We start from the raw sequence: 15480 nt of genomic DNA, 5'->3' as shown, positions 1-15480 counted from the left end.
CAGTTTAGACCTTACCTCTTTAATTTTTTCTAACGAAAGTAGCTATAAAGAAACCATCCGTAAAGTAATCACTTGGTAGAACCTTAAGCATGCCATTCTTAACGGAATTATCCATCACTGAATCATGCTTAACTGGTACTAATTCAAAGTTTTTGTTAGCAGCTAAGAATTTCTCAACTACTTGTTCGTTCTCTTCTTCGTCGAAAGTACATGTACTGAAGACCATCTTACCGTTGACTTCAAGTAGATCAACCATGCTGTTAAGAATTTCAAGTTGAACACGTTGCAAGTTCATTAAATCTTCTGGTTGACGGAAATATCTCAACTCTGGTTTTCTTCTCATCAAACCAAGTCCAGAACATGGAGCATCAACTAAAATACGGTCAAACGTTGTGTTCAAAATATCTTTAGCCTTACGAGCATCAGTTGCACCAGTACTAATAATATCTTCATAACCCATACGTTCACTATTGCTACGGATCAACTTAGTCTTGTGTTTGTGGATATCCAAGGCTGTAACTTCACCCTCACCAGACTTAATGTAACTGGCGATGTGAGTTGTCTTTCCACCAGGGGCAGCACAGGCATCAAGCACACGGCTGTTTGGTTGTAAATCAAGTGCAGGAGCGACTAACATTGAACTCTCATCTTGAATTGTGTATAGTCCGGCTCTGAATTCATCAGTGTCAACCAAGTTACCACTCTCACAGACTAACCCAACTGCTGAAATTTTGCTTGGTTTTACGTCAAATCCTTTATCTTGTAAAACTTTTTGCAAATCAGCCACAGTTGTCTTGTTTGTATTCACACGAATAGAAACATTTGAAGGTTGGTTGATAGTCTTCAAAATTTCTTTAGTTTTTTCAAGACCTTGTTGTTCAACAAATTCATCGACTAACCAGCGAGGCACACTGTACAAAAGACTCATATCATAAACTGTATCCTTACCAGGCATATCTCTAGTACCATGGCGCTGGAAGTTTCTCAAAACAGCATTAACTAAATTACCGGCACCTTGGTTGGCACGTTTTTTAGCAATTTCAGTTGATTCATTCAAAATAGCATGGGCAGGAATCTTGTCCAAGTAACACATTTGATAAATAGCTGTTTGAAGCAATAAGTCTAGCCATAGATCAAGTTTCTTATCCTTCAAATATGGTTCCAATTGATATTCCAAAACGTATTTATGTTGAATTACGCCATAGACGATGTTTGTCATCAAACGACTGTCAGCGTCTGACATATCAGCCTTATTTAAAAGGTTGCTGATTTCAATATTTGAATATGCTTTATTTTGGAAAACTCTTGTTAGTGCCTCTACTGCTAATGCTCGTGGATTATTTTTCATCAATAATTTGTTGTCCTTTTTCTAGATTCTTGCCCATTCCGTTCATATAATTGGCAATATCCATCATTTTTTTACCTGCTGGTTGAATCTTCTTGATTGAAACACCTTGACCATCGCCGGCAACGATAACTAATTTCTTCTTGCCTAAGTCAAAAATTGTTCCAGCTGCTTGATCTGAATTAATTTCAACAACTTCAGTTGAATAAAGTTTCGTTCTTTGACCATCGATCAAAGTCCAGGCACCAGGATCAGGGCTCAAAGCTCTAATTTGGTTGAAAACTTCTTCAGCTGGTTTTTTGAAATCAATGTGTTCTTGTTCTTTAGAAATATTGGGTGAGAAAACCACTTGATCAGGATCTTGTTTAACTGGATGGATGTCACCACTCAAAATCTTGGGAATGGTATCTAACAATAACTCACGACCAACGACTGCCATCTTTTCAAAGAGACTGCCATTGTCATCATCACGTGTGATTGGTAATTTTTCTTGGCTGATAATATCACCAGCATCCATCCCTTTAACCATGTACATAATTGTAATACCAGTTTCTTTGTCGCCATTAAGCAATGACCATTGAATTGGTGCACCGCCACGATACTTAGGCAATAAGGAGCCGTGGACGTTGATAGCTGCCACTTTAGCTGATTCCAAGAAACTTGTTGGCAAGAATTGGCCATAAGCTGCTGTAACAATTAAGTCGGCGTGTAAAGCCTTGAGTTCCTCAACTTCAGGACTGCCTGGCAACTTAGCTGGTTGGTAAAGTTTGATGTTTTCGTCCTCAGCAATAAGTTTTACAGGACTCTTTTGAAGCTTTTGCTTACGACCAACCGGTTTGTCCGGTTGTGTTACCGCAGCGATAACGTCATAGCCCTCTTTGAGTAATCCTTTTAAAACTGTTGCTGAAAATTCTGGTGTACCTAGAAAAATTATTTTTGTCATTCAATCACCCTCATTAATCAATATGTTGTGGTTCATTATCAATCGCAATCGTAAAGCCATTTTTAGCATCCGCTTGCGTCTCATTTAAAATTTCTAATAATCTTTTGTGCAATTGTGGCTCATTCTTATATTTTACAATAATTTGATAATAATATTTGTTTTGTTTACGCGAAATCATCGTTGGACTTGGTCCTAATAGGATAGCATCCTTCGATAAAGCCGTTTGAAGCTGTTTTTTCAGCCAATAACTTTGTTTGAGAGTCTTACCCTCATCTTGGTTAGCGACACTGACAAGCGTTGTAAAGTAATATGGCGTGTAATTCGATTGATGTCTAAGATACATTTCTTGTTTGAAGAAGGTTTCATAATCCTGCTTAGCAGCATCTTTAATCGCATAGTGATCCGGATTAAACGTTTGAATAATCACGTGACCCGTTTTTTCAGCCCGACCAGCTCGACCACTGACTTGTGTCAATAGCTGGAAAGTCCGCTCACTAGCTCGAAAATCAGCCAAACTCAAAGTCGTATCAGCATTGATAACCCCGACTAGTGTAACATCAGGAAAATCCAATCCCTTAGCAATCATTTGCGTACCTAACAAAATATCAGCCTTATGTTGACCAAATTGTTGCAGGATTTTTGCATGGGCACCTTTTCTTCTCGTTGTATCGACATCCATTCGTAAAACACGTGCTTCAGGGAACAAATCATTTAATTGTTGTTCGATATTTTGTGTTCCAGTACCATAAAAACCAATTTTAGTACTGTGACAGTTAGGACAAATCTTTGGAACTGGTTCTTCATGTCCACAATAGTGACACTTCATTTTACCAAGGTCCTTGTGATAAGTCAGCGAAACATCACAGTTAGGACATTTGAGCACGAATCCACACTCACGACACATCATAAATGAAGAATAGCCACGACGATTTAATAGCACTATCGCCTGATTATGATCTGCCAAAGTTTTTTCCAGACCAGCTTTCAATGCCGGTGAAAAGTCACCTTTAACAGCAGAATTCTCAGAATCACGCATATCAACAATGTGAACATGTGGCAAAACTTGATTGTTGATACGTTTCTTCATTCTAATTAACTTGTAAACACCCTTCTCAGCTCGTGCACGTGATTCCAAAGAAGGAGTCGCACTACCGAGTACTACGGGACATTTATTAACCTGAGCCCGCCACAAAGCGACATCACGTGCATGGTATCTCGGATTATCATCTTGCTTGTAACTAGCCTCATGTTCCTCGTCAATAATAATCAAGCCAATGTGATTTAAAGGCGCAAAAACAGCACTTCTGGCCCCGACAACCACTTTGACATCATGATTCTCAATTCGAGTCCATTCGTCATAACGTTCGCCATTCGACAAACCACTGTGTAAAACAGCCACTTGATCACCAAAACGACCAACAACTCGGTTAACCATTTGTGGCGTCAAAGAAATTTCAGGCACCAACATCAAAGCAGTCTTGTCCTGTTGTAAGGCTTTCTCAATCGTCTGTAAATAGACTTCAGTCTTACCACTACCGGTAACACCTTCAATCAAAAAGGTCTGCGGTGTCTGACTTTCAATCGATTCAGCTATCTGGTCGACTGCCACTTGTTGTTCATCTGTCAAAGCCAACTTAGTTGTTTTCTCGGGCGTAATTCCTACTGGTTTACGTAATTTAGTAACTTCCACAACTTTAACCAGCTTATTCTTCTCAGCCGTTTTAATTGCAGCACGAGAAATTCCATAATCTTTTTCTAAAACATTGAATTCAACTGGTAAATCATTCAAATTATCAGCTAAAAACTCCAACAATTTAATCTGTGACTTCGCATTAGCACGTAATTGACTCTTGGCCTCATGCAATTGAATCACATTTAAATCCGTCGTCACAGCCTGTCGTTTAACTTGAACAGCCTGATTTTCAACGACATATTGAATATCAACTTTTTCATCTTTCCGCAAGTGATTAATCAACTTAACGGTTTCATCATCGATTTGATTCGTGATTTCAAACGTTGGTTTACCTTGAAGCAAGTTCATTACCTCAGGATCATCAGCCACCACTGGAATCACAAATTGTTTATATTTAGCGCGCATGACACTTGGCAACATCGTTTGTAGACAAGAAATTTGAAACGAATAAGTTCGATCAGCCAACCATGATGATAAATCCAACATTTCGGTCGACAAAACAGGCTTCAAATCAATCACACGAGAAATCGGTTTTAATTTACCTTGAAAGTCAGACTGATCTTTAACCTTCATCACAAAACCTTGAATTTTACGCTTACCACGACCAAAAGGCACTTCCACACGCATTCCTGGTACGACTACATCAGACAAAGTATCAGGAATCATGTATTCAAAAGGTCGGTTCGTTTGCATCGTCGGAACATCAACGATTATCTCTGCTACTGCCATAAAAGCCCACCTATCTGAATTTATTGTCGTTCACTTCCGCCTCCGGTTGTCAGAAATATAGTCTGCTGTGGGGACCGACGCGAGCCACGGTCTCGCACCTCGATTTGAAGCCTTGCAAAAAACGCAAGTCTCCAAACTCGTCCCGTGGTGTAATGGCTAAAGCCATAACGCCACCTCCACTGCTAGCTATATTTCTGACAACCGGAGGCTATTTTCTATTATATATACCTATTCCTTAATCAATTGTTTAATAATTCTCATGATTAAAATTACGATATACATGATTCTTTAACATTATATAGAACACAGGATTCTCTATTTATACTATCAAGTAATTAAATCTAACTTAAAAATTACGACCATTACAATATTAACCTATTAAGAGTTGCCGCAAATAACAGAAAGCCTCGACTATAACAAAAAACTAGCCAGAGATTGTGAGGGATGGAGTTCAGCAGTGATAGTTATGTTAGGCTGGCGGTTTTCCAGTCTTACATAACAGGACGTCTTTTGAAATTCGCGAACTCTGCGAAGTTCAAAAGCGAGGGTCGAGACCGCACTTCGGCTCGAGCCGGTCCCACAGCGAACTCCATCCCTCACAATTTCCGGCGGCAAAGAAAAAACCCTCACCAATTATCGAAAATCAGTGAAGGAATAATTTTATTTGTCTTCTTTTTTCTCTTCTTCAACCTTTTCGGCTTCTTTTTCAAGAAGAATTGAATTAGGATCGATTTCAATTTTATCATCGGCAATTTCTTCAAAAGCACGGCCAACGGTTCTTGGTGATTCATAGTGATTCAATAATTCAATATCACCATTTTCTAGTTGGTGCGCACGCTTAGCAGCTAGAACTGCTAGTGAATAACGAGAATCTACTCGATCTAAAAGCTTATCAATTGATGGATAAATAATCATAAATTATCAATCTCCTATTATTTTTTTGTATTGGTCAATTACACGTGGCACTCTCAAGTGTTCACTTCTAATTATACCTTCAATTTTTTCAACTGCATTAGGTATTTTATCATTAACGACGGCATAGTCATAGCTTGTCATCATTTTGATTTCTTTTTTAGCCTTTTCCATACGTTTGTCGATGGTCTTTTCATCGTCTGTTCCACGGTGAGTGATCCGGTCGCGCAAACTTGTCAAATCAGGTGGTGTTAGGAAAAGAAATACGCCATCAGGCATCTTTTCACGGACTTGCATTGCACCGTTGACTTCGATCTCTAACAATACATCAATTCCAGCATCAAGCTTTTGATTAACATATTTTAAAGGTGTTCCATAGTAATGATCGACGTACTTAGCATATTCAAGCATGCCACCATTCTTTATTTCCTCTTCAAATTCTTCATTGGTACGGAAATAATAATCGACTCCATCGACTTCACCAGGACGCATTTGACGTGTAGTCATCGAAACAGAATAATCAAATTTAATTGATGAATTCTTCAACATCGCTTTTCTAACAGTTCCTTTACCAACACCTGAAGGACCTGATAAAACGATCAACATTCCCCTTTTTGACATAATTAAGTTATCCCTACTATCTATATAATATGATATCTATAATGCAATAAAATCACATGTTTTTCAAGGTTTTGACTGAGGTCAAGATAAAATTTTATTAAGAAAAACAAAAATAGAGTTGCTCTTTCGAACACAGGTTCGTATAATGTAAGTACAAACAAGTGTTCGGGGGCTTAAACATGCAAGCTAGACAATTACGTAATCATTTCACTACAAATTTAATCAACAATACCACTAATTTTATTAATAATAATTTTGATTTCAACCTTCAAGTCGAAACAAAACCTCAAGTAAAACAGATGCCTTTAATGCAACTAGAACTTTTCGCAGAACAAAGTTTTCGTAATAAATACTCTGTCGTTATTACAATGTTAAACGACAAGCAGCTTCAAGGCAAATTTATTTCACAAGTTAATAAAAATAAATACGTTTTCAAGATGAATTCGGCACTATTTGAAATCGTCATGCTAAACCAAATTAAATCAATTAACTTAGTCTAAACGTTTCTGTTCACCTTGGGCTAATTCCAACAATTCTTGGGCATGTTGTCGTGTCAAATCGGTAACCTTTGTCCCAGCTAACATCAATGATATAGCATCAACTCTTTGGAGATCGTTAAGTAATGAAACTCGTGTTTCAGTTTTATCCTTAACGGTCTCTTTTTTGATCTCAAATTGACGTTGACTCATCGCAGCCACTTGAGGTAAATGAGTAATACAGAGCACTTGTAAGAATTGTGAAACTTTATAAATTTTATCACCGATAGCTTGGGCAACACGTCCACTGACACCAGTATCAATTTCATCAAAGACAATTGTCTCAACATTCATCTTCTCTGCAATGATTGCTTCAAAAGCCAAGATAACACGTGATAACTCACCACCAGAAGCCACTTTAACTAATGGTTTGAAATCTTCACCAACGTTAGTCTTCAAGTCAAATCGGATCTGATCGATACCATTAATAGAAGGACTTTCCTCTTCCAATGCCGCAAACGTTACACCAAATTTGGCATTCGGCATATATAAATCCTTCAATTGATGATTGATTGATTTTTCCAAAGTCGTTGCTGTCTTATGACGTTGTTTAGAAAGCGTCTTGCCTAAATCAGTCAATTTCTCTTGCATCTCGTTGATCTCTTGTTCCAATTTAGACTCAGTATTATCGTCAATATCAATTTCTGATAACTCATGGTGAGCATTCTTTCCAAAATCAATTACTTCGTCCAATGTTGGACCATATTTCTTCTTGAGACTATCCAATGTAATCAGGCGCTTTTGAATATTATCGAGACGATTCTCATCAAAATCAAGATTTTCCAACTGATCGGCAATCGTCGAAGCATTGTCCTGCAATTGATAGTAGGCACCATTGACAGAGTCATACAATTCCTTATACGAGTCATCATAATCCATGATATCTTCCAATTGATCACGGACATTCCCCAAAGAATCGACTACCCCTGTATTATTTTCAGACAGACCACGATAGCTTTCTTGCAAGGCTGAGCTGATTTTTTCAAAGTTAGACAACTGATTCTTTTCGTCCTCTAACTTATCATCTTCTCCAGCAACAACTTTTGCGCTATCGATATCTTCAATTTGAAATTTCAACATATCAATACGTTGAGCTAAATTTTGTGAATTTTTTTGAATTGTCCGCAAACGACTTCTTTTATCTTGATACTCGGTAAACAATTGTTGATATTTAGCGAGGTCAACTTGAAAATCGTCGTCCGCAAAACGATCCAAAATATTGATGTGATTATCTTCATCTAAAAGTTCTTGTTGCTGATTTTGACCATGAATTTCAACCAAAAATTTTCCAACCTGACGTAACACATTGGTTTTAACCAACTCATTATTGATACGACAGACATTTCGACCTTTACGATTGATCTCACGCTTGATAATTAGTTGATTATCTTCATGGGCAATTCCATATTCGTCCAAGATAGCAAAAAGAGGACTACTTGATTTCACTTCAAATAGTCCCTGCACATTAAGTTGCTCTTGTCCTGTTCTAATAAAATCAATTGACGATCTACTGCCGACTAGTAAGCCCAAAGCATCGATAATGATTGACTTACCAGCACCAGTTTCCCCAGTCAAAGCAGTCATCCCGCCATGAAAATCAACTTGCAATTTATTGATAATCGCAAAGTTATTGATTATTAATTTTTTTAGCATTATTTCACCTATCTAGAGATTAAAAGTTTTCCGTTTCCAGAGCTGAGAGTATTCATCTGCTGCGCGGCACGATTCGAGCCAAAGAGCGGTCTCCAACACGTCCGGTGGTGTAATGGCTAAAGCCATAACGCCACTTTCGCTGCTGATGAATACTCTCAGCTCTTCCAACTAGTTTTTTTAGTTAAAATAAATGATCATATGAAAACTTCTGACCCATCAAAATTACGATATTAGTTGATAATTTATCACAAGTATTTCTTAGTCTAAAACTGATTGAACATAAATACTTTTGAACATTCTTACACTCAATTAATAACAATTAGTTTAGTCGGAAGAACTGGAATATTTCAATTATTTATTAAGATTTGAATATGCTGCTTCCATAGTCTTTTCAACGGAAACATTCTCTAAAATTTCGCCTGGTTGTTCTGTTTCTGGCTTTTGAATATGCATCAAGAATTCGATGTTACCTTCGCCACCTTTAATTGGTGAGAAGTCCAAACCAGAAACGATAAAACCAGCATTTTTAGCAAAGTTGGTTATCTTTTCTAGAACCATTTGGTGAACTTTGTGATCTCTGACGATACCATGTTTACCAACGTTTTCAGGACCGGCTTCAAATTGAGGCTTGATCAAACAAACTGCGTCTGAACCGGGCAAAATAATGTTGAACATTGGTGGCAAAATTAGCTCCAAAGAAATAAATGAAACATCAGTCATCGCAAATTGAGGCAAGCCTTCGTGAAAGTCTTCTGGCTTGCTGTAACGGAAGTTAACACGTTCCATAACTACAACTCGTTCATCTTGACGAAGTTTCCAAGCTAATTGATTATAACCGACATCTAGGGCATAAACTTTTGTAGCACCGTTTTGTAAGGCCACATCAGTAAAACCACCAGTTGATGAACCAATATCTAAACAGATACGATCTTTCAAGTCGATATCAAATGACTTCAATGCTTTCTCTAGCTTATAACCACCACGGCTAACGTACTTGCTGTGAGCATTCTTTGCTAAATGAAAGACCGTATCAGCCGCAACTTTTTCGCCGGGTTTATCATAACGAAGGTTGTCTTGATTGTAGACTTCCCCTGCCATTACCGAGCGCTTAGCTTGTTCTCTCGATTCAAATAAATTTTGTTGAACTAATAAAACATCAATTCTCTCTTTTGCCAATATATGTCACCTATTCTTTAAAATAATCCAAAAAGCTTACCAATAAGTTTTTATCGAATTCTTTTTCCTTTAAAACCGCATTCAAGGCATCTTTGACAAGATCCTTCAATTTAGCTTGCGTAGCTTCTTTTCCAATTAAATTTGGGAAAGTATTCTTACCGGCATCTTCACCATCGTCCGCATCATTCAAATCATCTTTGAGCTGGAAAGCTAAACCGATATCATTAGCATATTGTACCAGATTTTTCGATAACTCGTGACCTGCAGAAAATGCACCAATCGTTACCGCTGCTGTAATTAAATCAGCGGTCTTTTGTTTGTGCAGAGTTGTCAATTCGTCTTCACTCAATAGCTTGTCTTCCATAGTGATGTCAGTCATTTGGCCGGCTACCATCCCCATCGGACCAGCATTATGAGCTAAAATTCTGACGGCTGCCATCCTTTTATCCGTGCTGAGATTAGACTTAGCAATCCAGTAGAATGCCTGTGTTAACAATCCATCACCAGCTAAAACAGCCGGACCAACACCAAACTTTTTATGATTAGCTAATTTACCGCGACGATAATCACTGTCATCCATTTCTGGTAGATCATCATGAATCAATGAATATGTATGTACTAATTCAACTGCACCGGCAATGTCGAAGTACTTTGGCAAGTCTTCAAGTTTAACGCCACAAGAGTAAGCAACTGCTAAAAAGAGCATTGGACGAACGCGTTTGCCACCAGCATCTAGTGAATAGAGCATAGCATCACGAAGCGTTGTCTGTTTGATTTCAGCATTTAATCTGTCATTTAAAAATTTATTGAAGTCTGGCAAAATTTGTTCACAGAACTCTTGAAAATTTTTAATTTCCATAACTAATCTTTACCTTCGTCTTGATCATTTTTCATGTTGATCTCTTGACCATCTTTAGTCATGATCTTGGTTACAGTTGCTTCAGCATCACTCAAAGTCTTTTCGAGTTCTTTACTCAAAGTAACACCCGTTTTGAACTTCTCCATGGCCTCTTCCAATGGAACATTACCAGATTCGAGGTTGGAAACGATTGCCTCTAGATCAGCTAAATTTTCTTCAAATGTTTTCTTTTCAGCCATTATTATCCTCGCTTACTTCTTTGGTTATTAACTTGACGTTACCATGTTTGACTGTCAAATTGACTGAATCGCCCACTTGATAGTCCGTCACATCTCGTAAAACTTTGCCATTTTTATCAGTCGGAATTGCATAACCACGACTTAGAGTCTTTAAAGGACTGAGTGAATCGAGTGTTGCAACTTGGCTGTTAAAGATATTACGGTTTTTATTGATTATTTTGTTTACATTATTGATTAAAATTTGATAATTACGGTTAACTTGGTTGCCATAGCTATATATTTGTTCACGTGGCGAAACACGGACCAAACGATTAGCATCTTGCACCAAATTATTCTTCGAACGGCTCAAAATATTCTGAGTGTTCTGTTGCAATTTATCTTTCAGAAAATCAACCTTTTGTAGATACACTTCATATATTCGCTCAGGATGCTGTAAAAAGACATTCTGAGACATTGTTTGCACCTTTTGCTGATAGTTAGCAATGATGTTGTTTTGTGCACTGTAAAGTCTCGTATGGAGATCTTGCAGATGCTCCAAAACATCGGTCAAAACTGGAGTTGCTAATTCAGCGGCAGCTGTCGGTGTAGCAGCACGCAAGTCAGATACTAAATCAGCAATCGTTGTATCAGTTTCATGACCAACTGAACTAATTACTGGTATCTGACTTTCAACAATAGCTTGGGCGACGATTTCCTCGTTGAAAGGCCACAAATCTTCAATTGAACCACCACCACGACCAATAATAATCGTATCGAAATTACCAGCCTCATTGATTCGCTTAATTTGACGAACAATCGTTGCTGCAGCTTCATCACCTTGCACTTGTGCCGGATATAAAACTAATTGCACGATTGGATAACGTCGACCCACAGTCGTCATAATATCGTGAATAACGGCACCAGATTGACTTGTCACAACAGCAATTCGTTTAGGGAACTGAGGAATTGGTTTCTTAGGCAAATCAAACACGCCTTGTTGAGCCAATTTCTTTTTTAACTGTTCAAACGCCAAATACAGCGCTCCTAAACCAGCTGGTTCCATCGAATCAATATAGATTTGATACGAGCCACTGGGTTCATACAGTGAAATCCGTCCCTGAACGAGAACTTGCATACCTTCTTCAGGTTGAAACTTAACTTTTTCAAAACTACTTCGAAACATGATTGCCGAAATTTTAGCCTTATCATCTTTCAAAGAAAAATATTGATGAGCCTTGGGACGCATCCGAAAGTTAGAAATCTCACCCATCAAATAGACGTGGCCCAAATAAGGGTCCACGTCAAATTTTCTCTTCAAATATTGGCTTAAAGCGGTAACTGTTAAATATTGCTCATTATCCATTTGCCCTGCCTTCGGCTAATTCAATCACTTGATCCACAAGGGCAGTGATTGTCATTGGACCAACACCACCAGGAACTGGCGTCATCATGGCAGCTTTATTCTTCACATCTTCAAAATCAACATCGCCGCAAAGTTTACCGTTTTCGTCTCGGTCCATCCCGACATCGATCACAATAACTTGGTCTTTAACGTAATCTTGAGTAATGAATTTAGCTTTTCCAATGGCTACAACTAGCACATCAGCCTTACTTGTAATTTCTTTGAGGTTCTTAGTATGAGAATGTGTAATCGTAACAGTGGCATTACGATCCAACATTAAAGCAGCAGTTGGTTTTCCAACGATATTGCTACGACCAACGATAACGACATTCTTGCCATCAAGGTCAACATCATAGTGATCCAACATCATCAAAATACCTGAAGCAGTAGCTGGCTTAGTCAGTGGTGTTCCAATCCAGAGATTCCCGACACTGATTGGTGTAAATCCATCAACGTCTTTGTGGGGATCAATTGCTTCAATAACTTTATCTTCATCAATATGGTCTGGAACTGGTAATTGAACGATAAAACCATCAACTGTTTGGTCATTGTTTAGTTCATCGATTTTTTCCAACAATTCCTGTTCGGAAACAGTGTCCTCGAAGTGAATCAATTGAAAGTTAATACCCAATTTCTCAGCACGACGTTTCTTATTGCGGACATACACGGCGCTAGCACTATTGTCACCAACTAAGATAACTGCTAGACCAGGTGTTACGCCCCTCTTCTTCAAGTCAGATACACGTTGTGCCATTGTTTCGTCTAAAGCTGCTGCTACTTTCTTACCTTCTAATAATTTCACACTAATCACCATAAAAAGGCTGGTAAATTTACCAGCCTTTACCCTTCTACAAAATTAGATAGAATACCATTAACGAAGGACTTAGAGTCCTTGTCGCCAAAGTCACCAGCAATTTCGATAGCTTCATCGATTGCAACTTTCTTTGGCACTTCTAAACTGTTTTCCATTTCAAATAAACCAGCGCGTAAAATTACACGGTCAATACGGGACAGTCTTTTAACTGTCCACTTGTTCTTTAGATGAGTCGCAATCTTTTCATCAAGTTCATCCTGATGTTCAATTGTGCCAGAAACTAAGAATGTTAAATAATCAGGAACAGTTTCATCAGTCAAATCGCATAATTGCATGGTAGATGCGATAGCAACCTCTGGAGTGTCCTGAGTGGTTTCGATGGAAAATAGTGATTGAACTGCGAGTTCTCTGATCTTATGTCTACTTATCACTAGTTTTATTCCTTTTTATCAGTTGTTACACGTTCTATTTCGCCAGATTCTTTCTTAGCAATCAAGCCAACAACATGTACATTAATTTCACTTAAGTCTAAATCGGTCATGAATTCAAGCTGTTCAATGGCTGATTTTTGGATCTCCAAGGACACCTTAGGAATCGATACGCCATATTCTAGATATACATAGACACTAGCGGATATTTTACCCTCATCAAATGACACATCAACGCCTTTACCATGGTTGATACGGCCGAAAAGAGAATCAATTCGACTTGAAATAGTGCCACGCATTTCGTAGACGCCATCAACTTGGTTTGTAGCAATCCCTAGCAGGATCTCAATAACTTGATGTGATATTTCAACATTACCGTTTATTTTTCCACTATCTTGTTGTAGAGAAACATATTTTTGTTCAGCCATAAACTTATCTCCATAATCAGTTATTAATTAGCACGTGAAATATAAGTACCATCTTGTGTGTTAATAGTTAAAATATCATCTTCGTTAACGAAGAATGGTACTTGTACAACTAAGCCTGTTTCCATTGTAGCTGGTTTTGAACCACCTGATTGTGTATCACCCTTGATTGAAGCTTCTGTAGCAACAACTTTAAGGTCAACTGTGTTAGGTACATCAACACCAAGTGTTTCACCGTTGTACATCATGATAGTAACTTCCATGTTTTCCTTCAAGTACTTCAATTGGTTTTGAATTTGCTCTGCAGGAATAGTTAGTTGCTCGTAAGTTGTAGTATCCATGAAGACGTGGTTTTCACCATCGGCATATAGATATTGCATCTTTTTGTTTTCAATAGTAGCTTTCTCAACTTTAGCAGTTGATCTGAAAGTCATTTCTTGAACAGCACCAGTTCTCAAGTTCTTTAACTTTGAACGTACAAAGGCACTACCCTTACCTGGCTTAACGTGTTGGAATTCGATAACACGCCAAATACTGTCCTTTACCTCGATTGTTAAACCATTTTTAAAATCATTAACTGAAATAGCCATTTTACTCTCCCTTAATTCATACAGATTTTGCCGATAAAACACTATACATTATCTTACCAATATTTACGTGTTAATGGCAATAACTCAAGCTTATTATATAAAAAAAAGAGGAACATTGTCCTCTTTCCTCTCAATATATTAATATACTGAAACTTTTCTCTTGTCTTTGCCAAGTCTTTCGAACTTAACAACGCCGTCAGTAAGAGCGAACAATGTGTCGTCTCCACCGCGACCAACGTTTGTACCAGGGTGAATCTTTGTACCACGTTGTCTGTAAATAATTGAGCCAGCTGTGATAGCTTGGCCATCAGCACGCTTAGCACCTAATCTACGACCTGCAGAGTTACGGCCGTTACTTGTTGATCCACCACCTTTATGGTGAGAGAAAAATTGTAAATTCATCTTAAGCATGAAGTTTACCTCCTAATCAAGATCTATCTTATTTTTTTGTACTTGAACTTCAATGTTTTTGGAATAACTGCCTTCAATATCCTTAAGGATCCAAAACAGGTTATCCAATAACAAGGCAGTATCGTGTGATATCGCTTTGTCAAATTGGCATCCGAGATGCCCACCGTTTACTTCATCCATGACCACCTGAGGACTGGCCCCAGTGAGTTTCTCCAGATTGTTGATTGTCCCAATTGTTACCGCTGAAACAGCAGCACAAACTAAATCTTGACCATAAGGTCCCGAATCGGCATGTCCTTTAATTAAAAAGGAATCAATTTTTTGATCTGAATTCTGGTGAAAACTAGCTCTAATCATGATTAAGCCTTGATACTATCGATAAGTACCTTTGTATATGGTTGACGGTGACCTGTCTTCTTGTGTGAATGCTTCTTAGGTTTGTACTTGTAAGTAACAACTTTCTTTTCCTTACCTTGCTTTTCAACCTTACCAGAAACACTAGCGCCTTCAACAACAGGGCTACCAATCTTAATATCGTCTCCGTCAGAAACTAAAATTACATCATCAAATGTAACTGCATCCCCTTCTTTGACATCAAGCTTTTCAACATAAATTGAAGCATTTTCTTCAACTTTATATTGCTTACCACCAGTTTTAATAATTGCGTACATAAGCGTACACTCCCTTCTAAGACTCGCCAATCAGGTGCACTAAGCTTAAACCTG

Annotated in this window: 18 protein-coding genes and 1 other annotated feature (1 of these 19 running past the window's edge); of the genes, 1 reads left to right on the top strand and 17 read right to left on the bottom strand. The window is 38.1% G+C overall.

The genetic code is table 11. The annotated features are described in order from the left end of the window. Positions 1-19: 19 nt before the first annotated feature. The 5 genes from rsmB to gmk all read right to left on the bottom strand — a co-directional run bounded on the left by rsmB (position 20) and on the right by gmk (position 6243). Positions 20-1348, bottom strand: a complete 1329-nt coding sequence (gene rsmB / locus AAA923_RS01095; RefSeq protein WP_338214445.1) for a 16S rRNA (cytosine(967)-C(5))-methyltransferase RsmB — start codon at positions 1346-1348, stop codon at positions 20-22. Beyond that, the gene (gene fmt, locus AAA923_RS01090; protein WP_338214046.1) at positions 1338-2288 is read right to left on the bottom strand and encodes a methionyl-tRNA formyltransferase; all 951 of its coding nucleotides are present in this window, start codon (positions 2286-2288) and stop codon (positions 1338-1340) included. The genes rsmB and fmt overlap by 11 nt, the downstream gene beginning before the upstream one ends. A 13-nt stretch (positions 2289-2301) precedes the next feature. Continuing rightward, on the bottom strand, positions 2302-4710 hold the full coding sequence (gene priA / locus AAA923_RS01085; protein ID WP_338214045.1) for a primosomal protein N': 2409 nt from the start codon (positions 4708-4710) through the stop codon (positions 2302-2304). Between the two features lie 660 nt (positions 4711-5370). Next, a complete protein-coding gene (rpoZ, locus tag AAA923_RS01080) occupies positions 5371-5625 on the bottom strand; it encodes a DNA-directed RNA polymerase subunit omega (protein WP_041499615.1) in 255 nt (84 codons plus the stop codon). Between the two features lie 6 nt (positions 5626-5631). Beyond that, positions 5632-6243 carry a guanylate kinase gene (gene gmk / locus AAA923_RS01075; protein WP_041499613.1) on the bottom strand — a complete coding sequence of 204 codons (612 nt, stop codon included), beginning with the start codon at positions 6241-6243 and terminating at the stop codon, positions 5632-5634. 179 nt (positions 6244-6422) lie between these two features. Here gmk and AAA923_RS01070 point away from each other — a divergent pair, with 179 nt between their 5' ends. Continuing rightward, positions 6423-6743 carry a hypothetical protein gene (locus tag AAA923_RS01070; RefSeq protein ID WP_338214042.1) on the top strand — a complete coding sequence of 107 codons (321 nt, stop codon included), beginning with the start codon at positions 6423-6425 and terminating at the stop codon, positions 6741-6743. Here AAA923_RS01070 and recN read toward each other — a convergent pair. From recN to rplU, 12 genes are all read right to left on the bottom strand, one after another. Then, the gene (gene recN, locus AAA923_RS01065) at positions 6735-8432 is read right to left on the bottom strand and encodes a DNA repair protein RecN (protein ID WP_338214040.1); all 1698 of its coding nucleotides are present in this window, start codon (positions 8430-8432) and stop codon (positions 6735-6737) included. The genes AAA923_RS01070 and recN overlap by 9 nt on opposite strands. A gap of 351 nt (positions 8433-8783) precedes the next feature. Continuing rightward, positions 8784-9608 carry a TlyA family RNA methyltransferase gene (locus AAA923_RS01060; protein WP_338214039.1) on the bottom strand — a complete coding sequence of 275 codons (825 nt, stop codon included), beginning with the start codon at positions 9606-9608 and terminating at the stop codon, positions 8784-8786. 10 nt (positions 9609-9618) lie between these two features. Continuing rightward, a complete protein-coding gene (locus AAA923_RS01055; protein WP_338214037.1) occupies positions 9619-10467 on the bottom strand; it encodes a polyprenyl synthetase family protein in 849 nt (282 codons plus the stop codon). Between the two features lie 2 nt (positions 10468-10469). Next, on the bottom strand, positions 10470-10706 hold the full coding sequence (locus AAA923_RS01050; RefSeq protein WP_041499608.1) for an exodeoxyribonuclease VII small subunit: 237 nt from the start codon (positions 10704-10706) through the stop codon (positions 10470-10472). Next, complete coding sequence (xseA, locus tag AAA923_RS01045) at positions 10699-12048, bottom strand: exodeoxyribonuclease VII large subunit (protein WP_338214034.1); 1350 nt, start codon at positions 12046-12048, stop codon at positions 10699-10701. The genes AAA923_RS01050 and xseA overlap by 8 nt, the downstream gene beginning before the upstream one ends. Next, positions 12041-12889 (bottom strand): bifunctional 5,10-methylenetetrahydrofolate dehydrogenase/5,10-methenyltetrahydrofolate cyclohydrolase, encoded by an 849-nt coding sequence (locus AAA923_RS01040; protein ID WP_338214033.1) that lies wholly within the window; start codon positions 12887-12889, stop codon positions 12041-12043. Before AAA923_RS01040 ends, xseA begins: the two co-directional genes overlap by 8 nt. A 38-nt stretch (positions 12890-12927) precedes the next feature. Beyond that, positions 12928-13332, bottom strand: a complete 405-nt coding sequence (gene nusB, locus AAA923_RS01035) for a transcription antitermination factor NusB (protein WP_041499604.1) — start codon at positions 13330-13332, stop codon at positions 12928-12930. A gap of 5 nt (positions 13333-13337) precedes the next feature. Then, a complete protein-coding gene (locus AAA923_RS01030; RefSeq protein ID WP_338214031.1) occupies positions 13338-13757 on the bottom strand; it encodes an Asp23/Gls24 family envelope stress response protein in 420 nt (139 codons plus the stop codon). A gap of 23 nt (positions 13758-13780) precedes the next feature. Continuing rightward, positions 13781-14344 (bottom strand): elongation factor P, encoded by a 564-nt coding sequence (gene efp, locus AAA923_RS01025; protein ID WP_338214030.1) that lies wholly within the window; start codon positions 14342-14344, stop codon positions 13781-13783. Between the two features lie 138 nt (positions 14345-14482). Next, positions 14483-14755: a 50S ribosomal protein L27 gene (gene rpmA, locus AAA923_RS01020; protein WP_041499600.1), complete on the bottom strand. Its 273-nt coding sequence runs from the start codon at positions 14753-14755 to the stop codon at positions 14483-14485. A 12-nt stretch (positions 14756-14767) separates the two neighbouring features. After that, the gene (locus AAA923_RS01015) at positions 14768-15112 is read right to left on the bottom strand and encodes a ribosomal-processing cysteine protease Prp (protein ID WP_041499599.1); all 345 of its coding nucleotides are present in this window, start codon (positions 15110-15112) and stop codon (positions 14768-14770) included. A gap of 2 nt (positions 15113-15114) precedes the next feature. Next, positions 15115-15426 carry a 50S ribosomal protein L21 gene (gene rplU / locus AAA923_RS01010; RefSeq protein ID WP_041499598.1) on the bottom strand — a complete coding sequence of 104 codons (312 nt, stop codon included), beginning with the start codon at positions 15424-15426 and terminating at the stop codon, positions 15115-15117. A gap of 9 nt (positions 15427-15435) precedes the next feature. Beyond that, positions 15436-15480, bottom strand: a sequence feature (ribosomal protein L21 leader region) (it continues 23 nt past the right edge of the window).

Origin of the sequence: Companilactobacillus muriivasis, assembly GCF_036246245.1 — a bacterium.
Lineage (GTDB): Bacteria > Bacillota > Bacilli > Lactobacillales > Lactobacillaceae > Companilactobacillus > Companilactobacillus muriivasis.
The sequence above is the reverse complement of the archived record's forward strand: the minus strand, read 5'-3'. Positions and strand labels throughout refer to the sequence as shown.

Coding starts and splice junctions, on each gene's coding strand:
- rsmB (WP_338214445.1), bottom strand. CDS start 1,348: ATGAAAAATAATCCACGAGCATTAGCAGTAGAGGCACTAACAAGAGTT.
- fmt (WP_338214046.1), bottom strand. CDS start 2,288: ATGACAAAAATAATTTTTCTAGGTACACCAGAATTTTCAGCAACAGTT.
- priA (WP_338214045.1), bottom strand. CDS start 4,710: ATGGCAGTAGCAGAGATAATCGTTGATGTTCCGACGATGCAAACGAAC.
- rpoZ (WP_041499615.1), bottom strand. CDS start 5,625: ATGATTATTTATCCATCAATTGATAAGCTTTTAGATCGAGTAGATTCT.
- gmk (WP_041499613.1), bottom strand. CDS start 6,243: ATGTCAAAAAGGGGAATGTTGATCGTTTTATCAGGTCCTTCAGGTGTT.
- AAA923_RS01070 (WP_338214042.1), top strand. CDS start 6,423: ATGCAAGCTAGACAATTACGTAATCATTTCACTACAAATTTAATCAAC.
- recN (WP_338214040.1), bottom strand. CDS start 8,432: ATGCTAAAAAAATTAATAATCAATAACTTTGCGATTATCAATAAATTG.
- AAA923_RS01055 (WP_338214037.1), bottom strand. CDS start 10,467: ATGGAAATTAAAAATTTTCAAGAGTTCTGTGAACAAATTTTGCCAGAC.
- AAA923_RS01050 (WP_041499608.1), bottom strand. CDS start 10,706: ATGGCTGAAAAGAAAACATTTGAAGAAAATTTAGCTGATCTAGAGGCA.
- xseA (WP_338214034.1), bottom strand. CDS start 12,048: ATGGATAATGAGCAATATTTAACAGTTACCGCTTTAAGCCAATATTTG.
- AAA923_RS01030 (WP_338214031.1), bottom strand. CDS start 13,757: ATGGCTGAACAAAAATATGTTTCTCTACAACAAGATAGTGGAAAAATA.
- efp (WP_338214030.1), bottom strand. CDS start 14,344: ATGGCTATTTCAGTTAATGATTTTAAAAATGGTTTAACAATCGAGGTA.
- rpmA (WP_041499600.1), bottom strand. CDS start 14,755: ATGCTTAAGATGAATTTACAATTTTTCTCTCACCATAAAGGTGGTGGA.
- AAA923_RS01015 (WP_041499599.1), bottom strand. CDS start 15,112: ATGATTAGAGCTAGTTTTCACCAGAATTCAGATCAAAAAATTGATTCC.
- rplU (WP_041499598.1), bottom strand. CDS start 15,426: ATGTACGCAATTATTAAAACTGGTGGTAAGCAATATAAAGTTGAAGAA.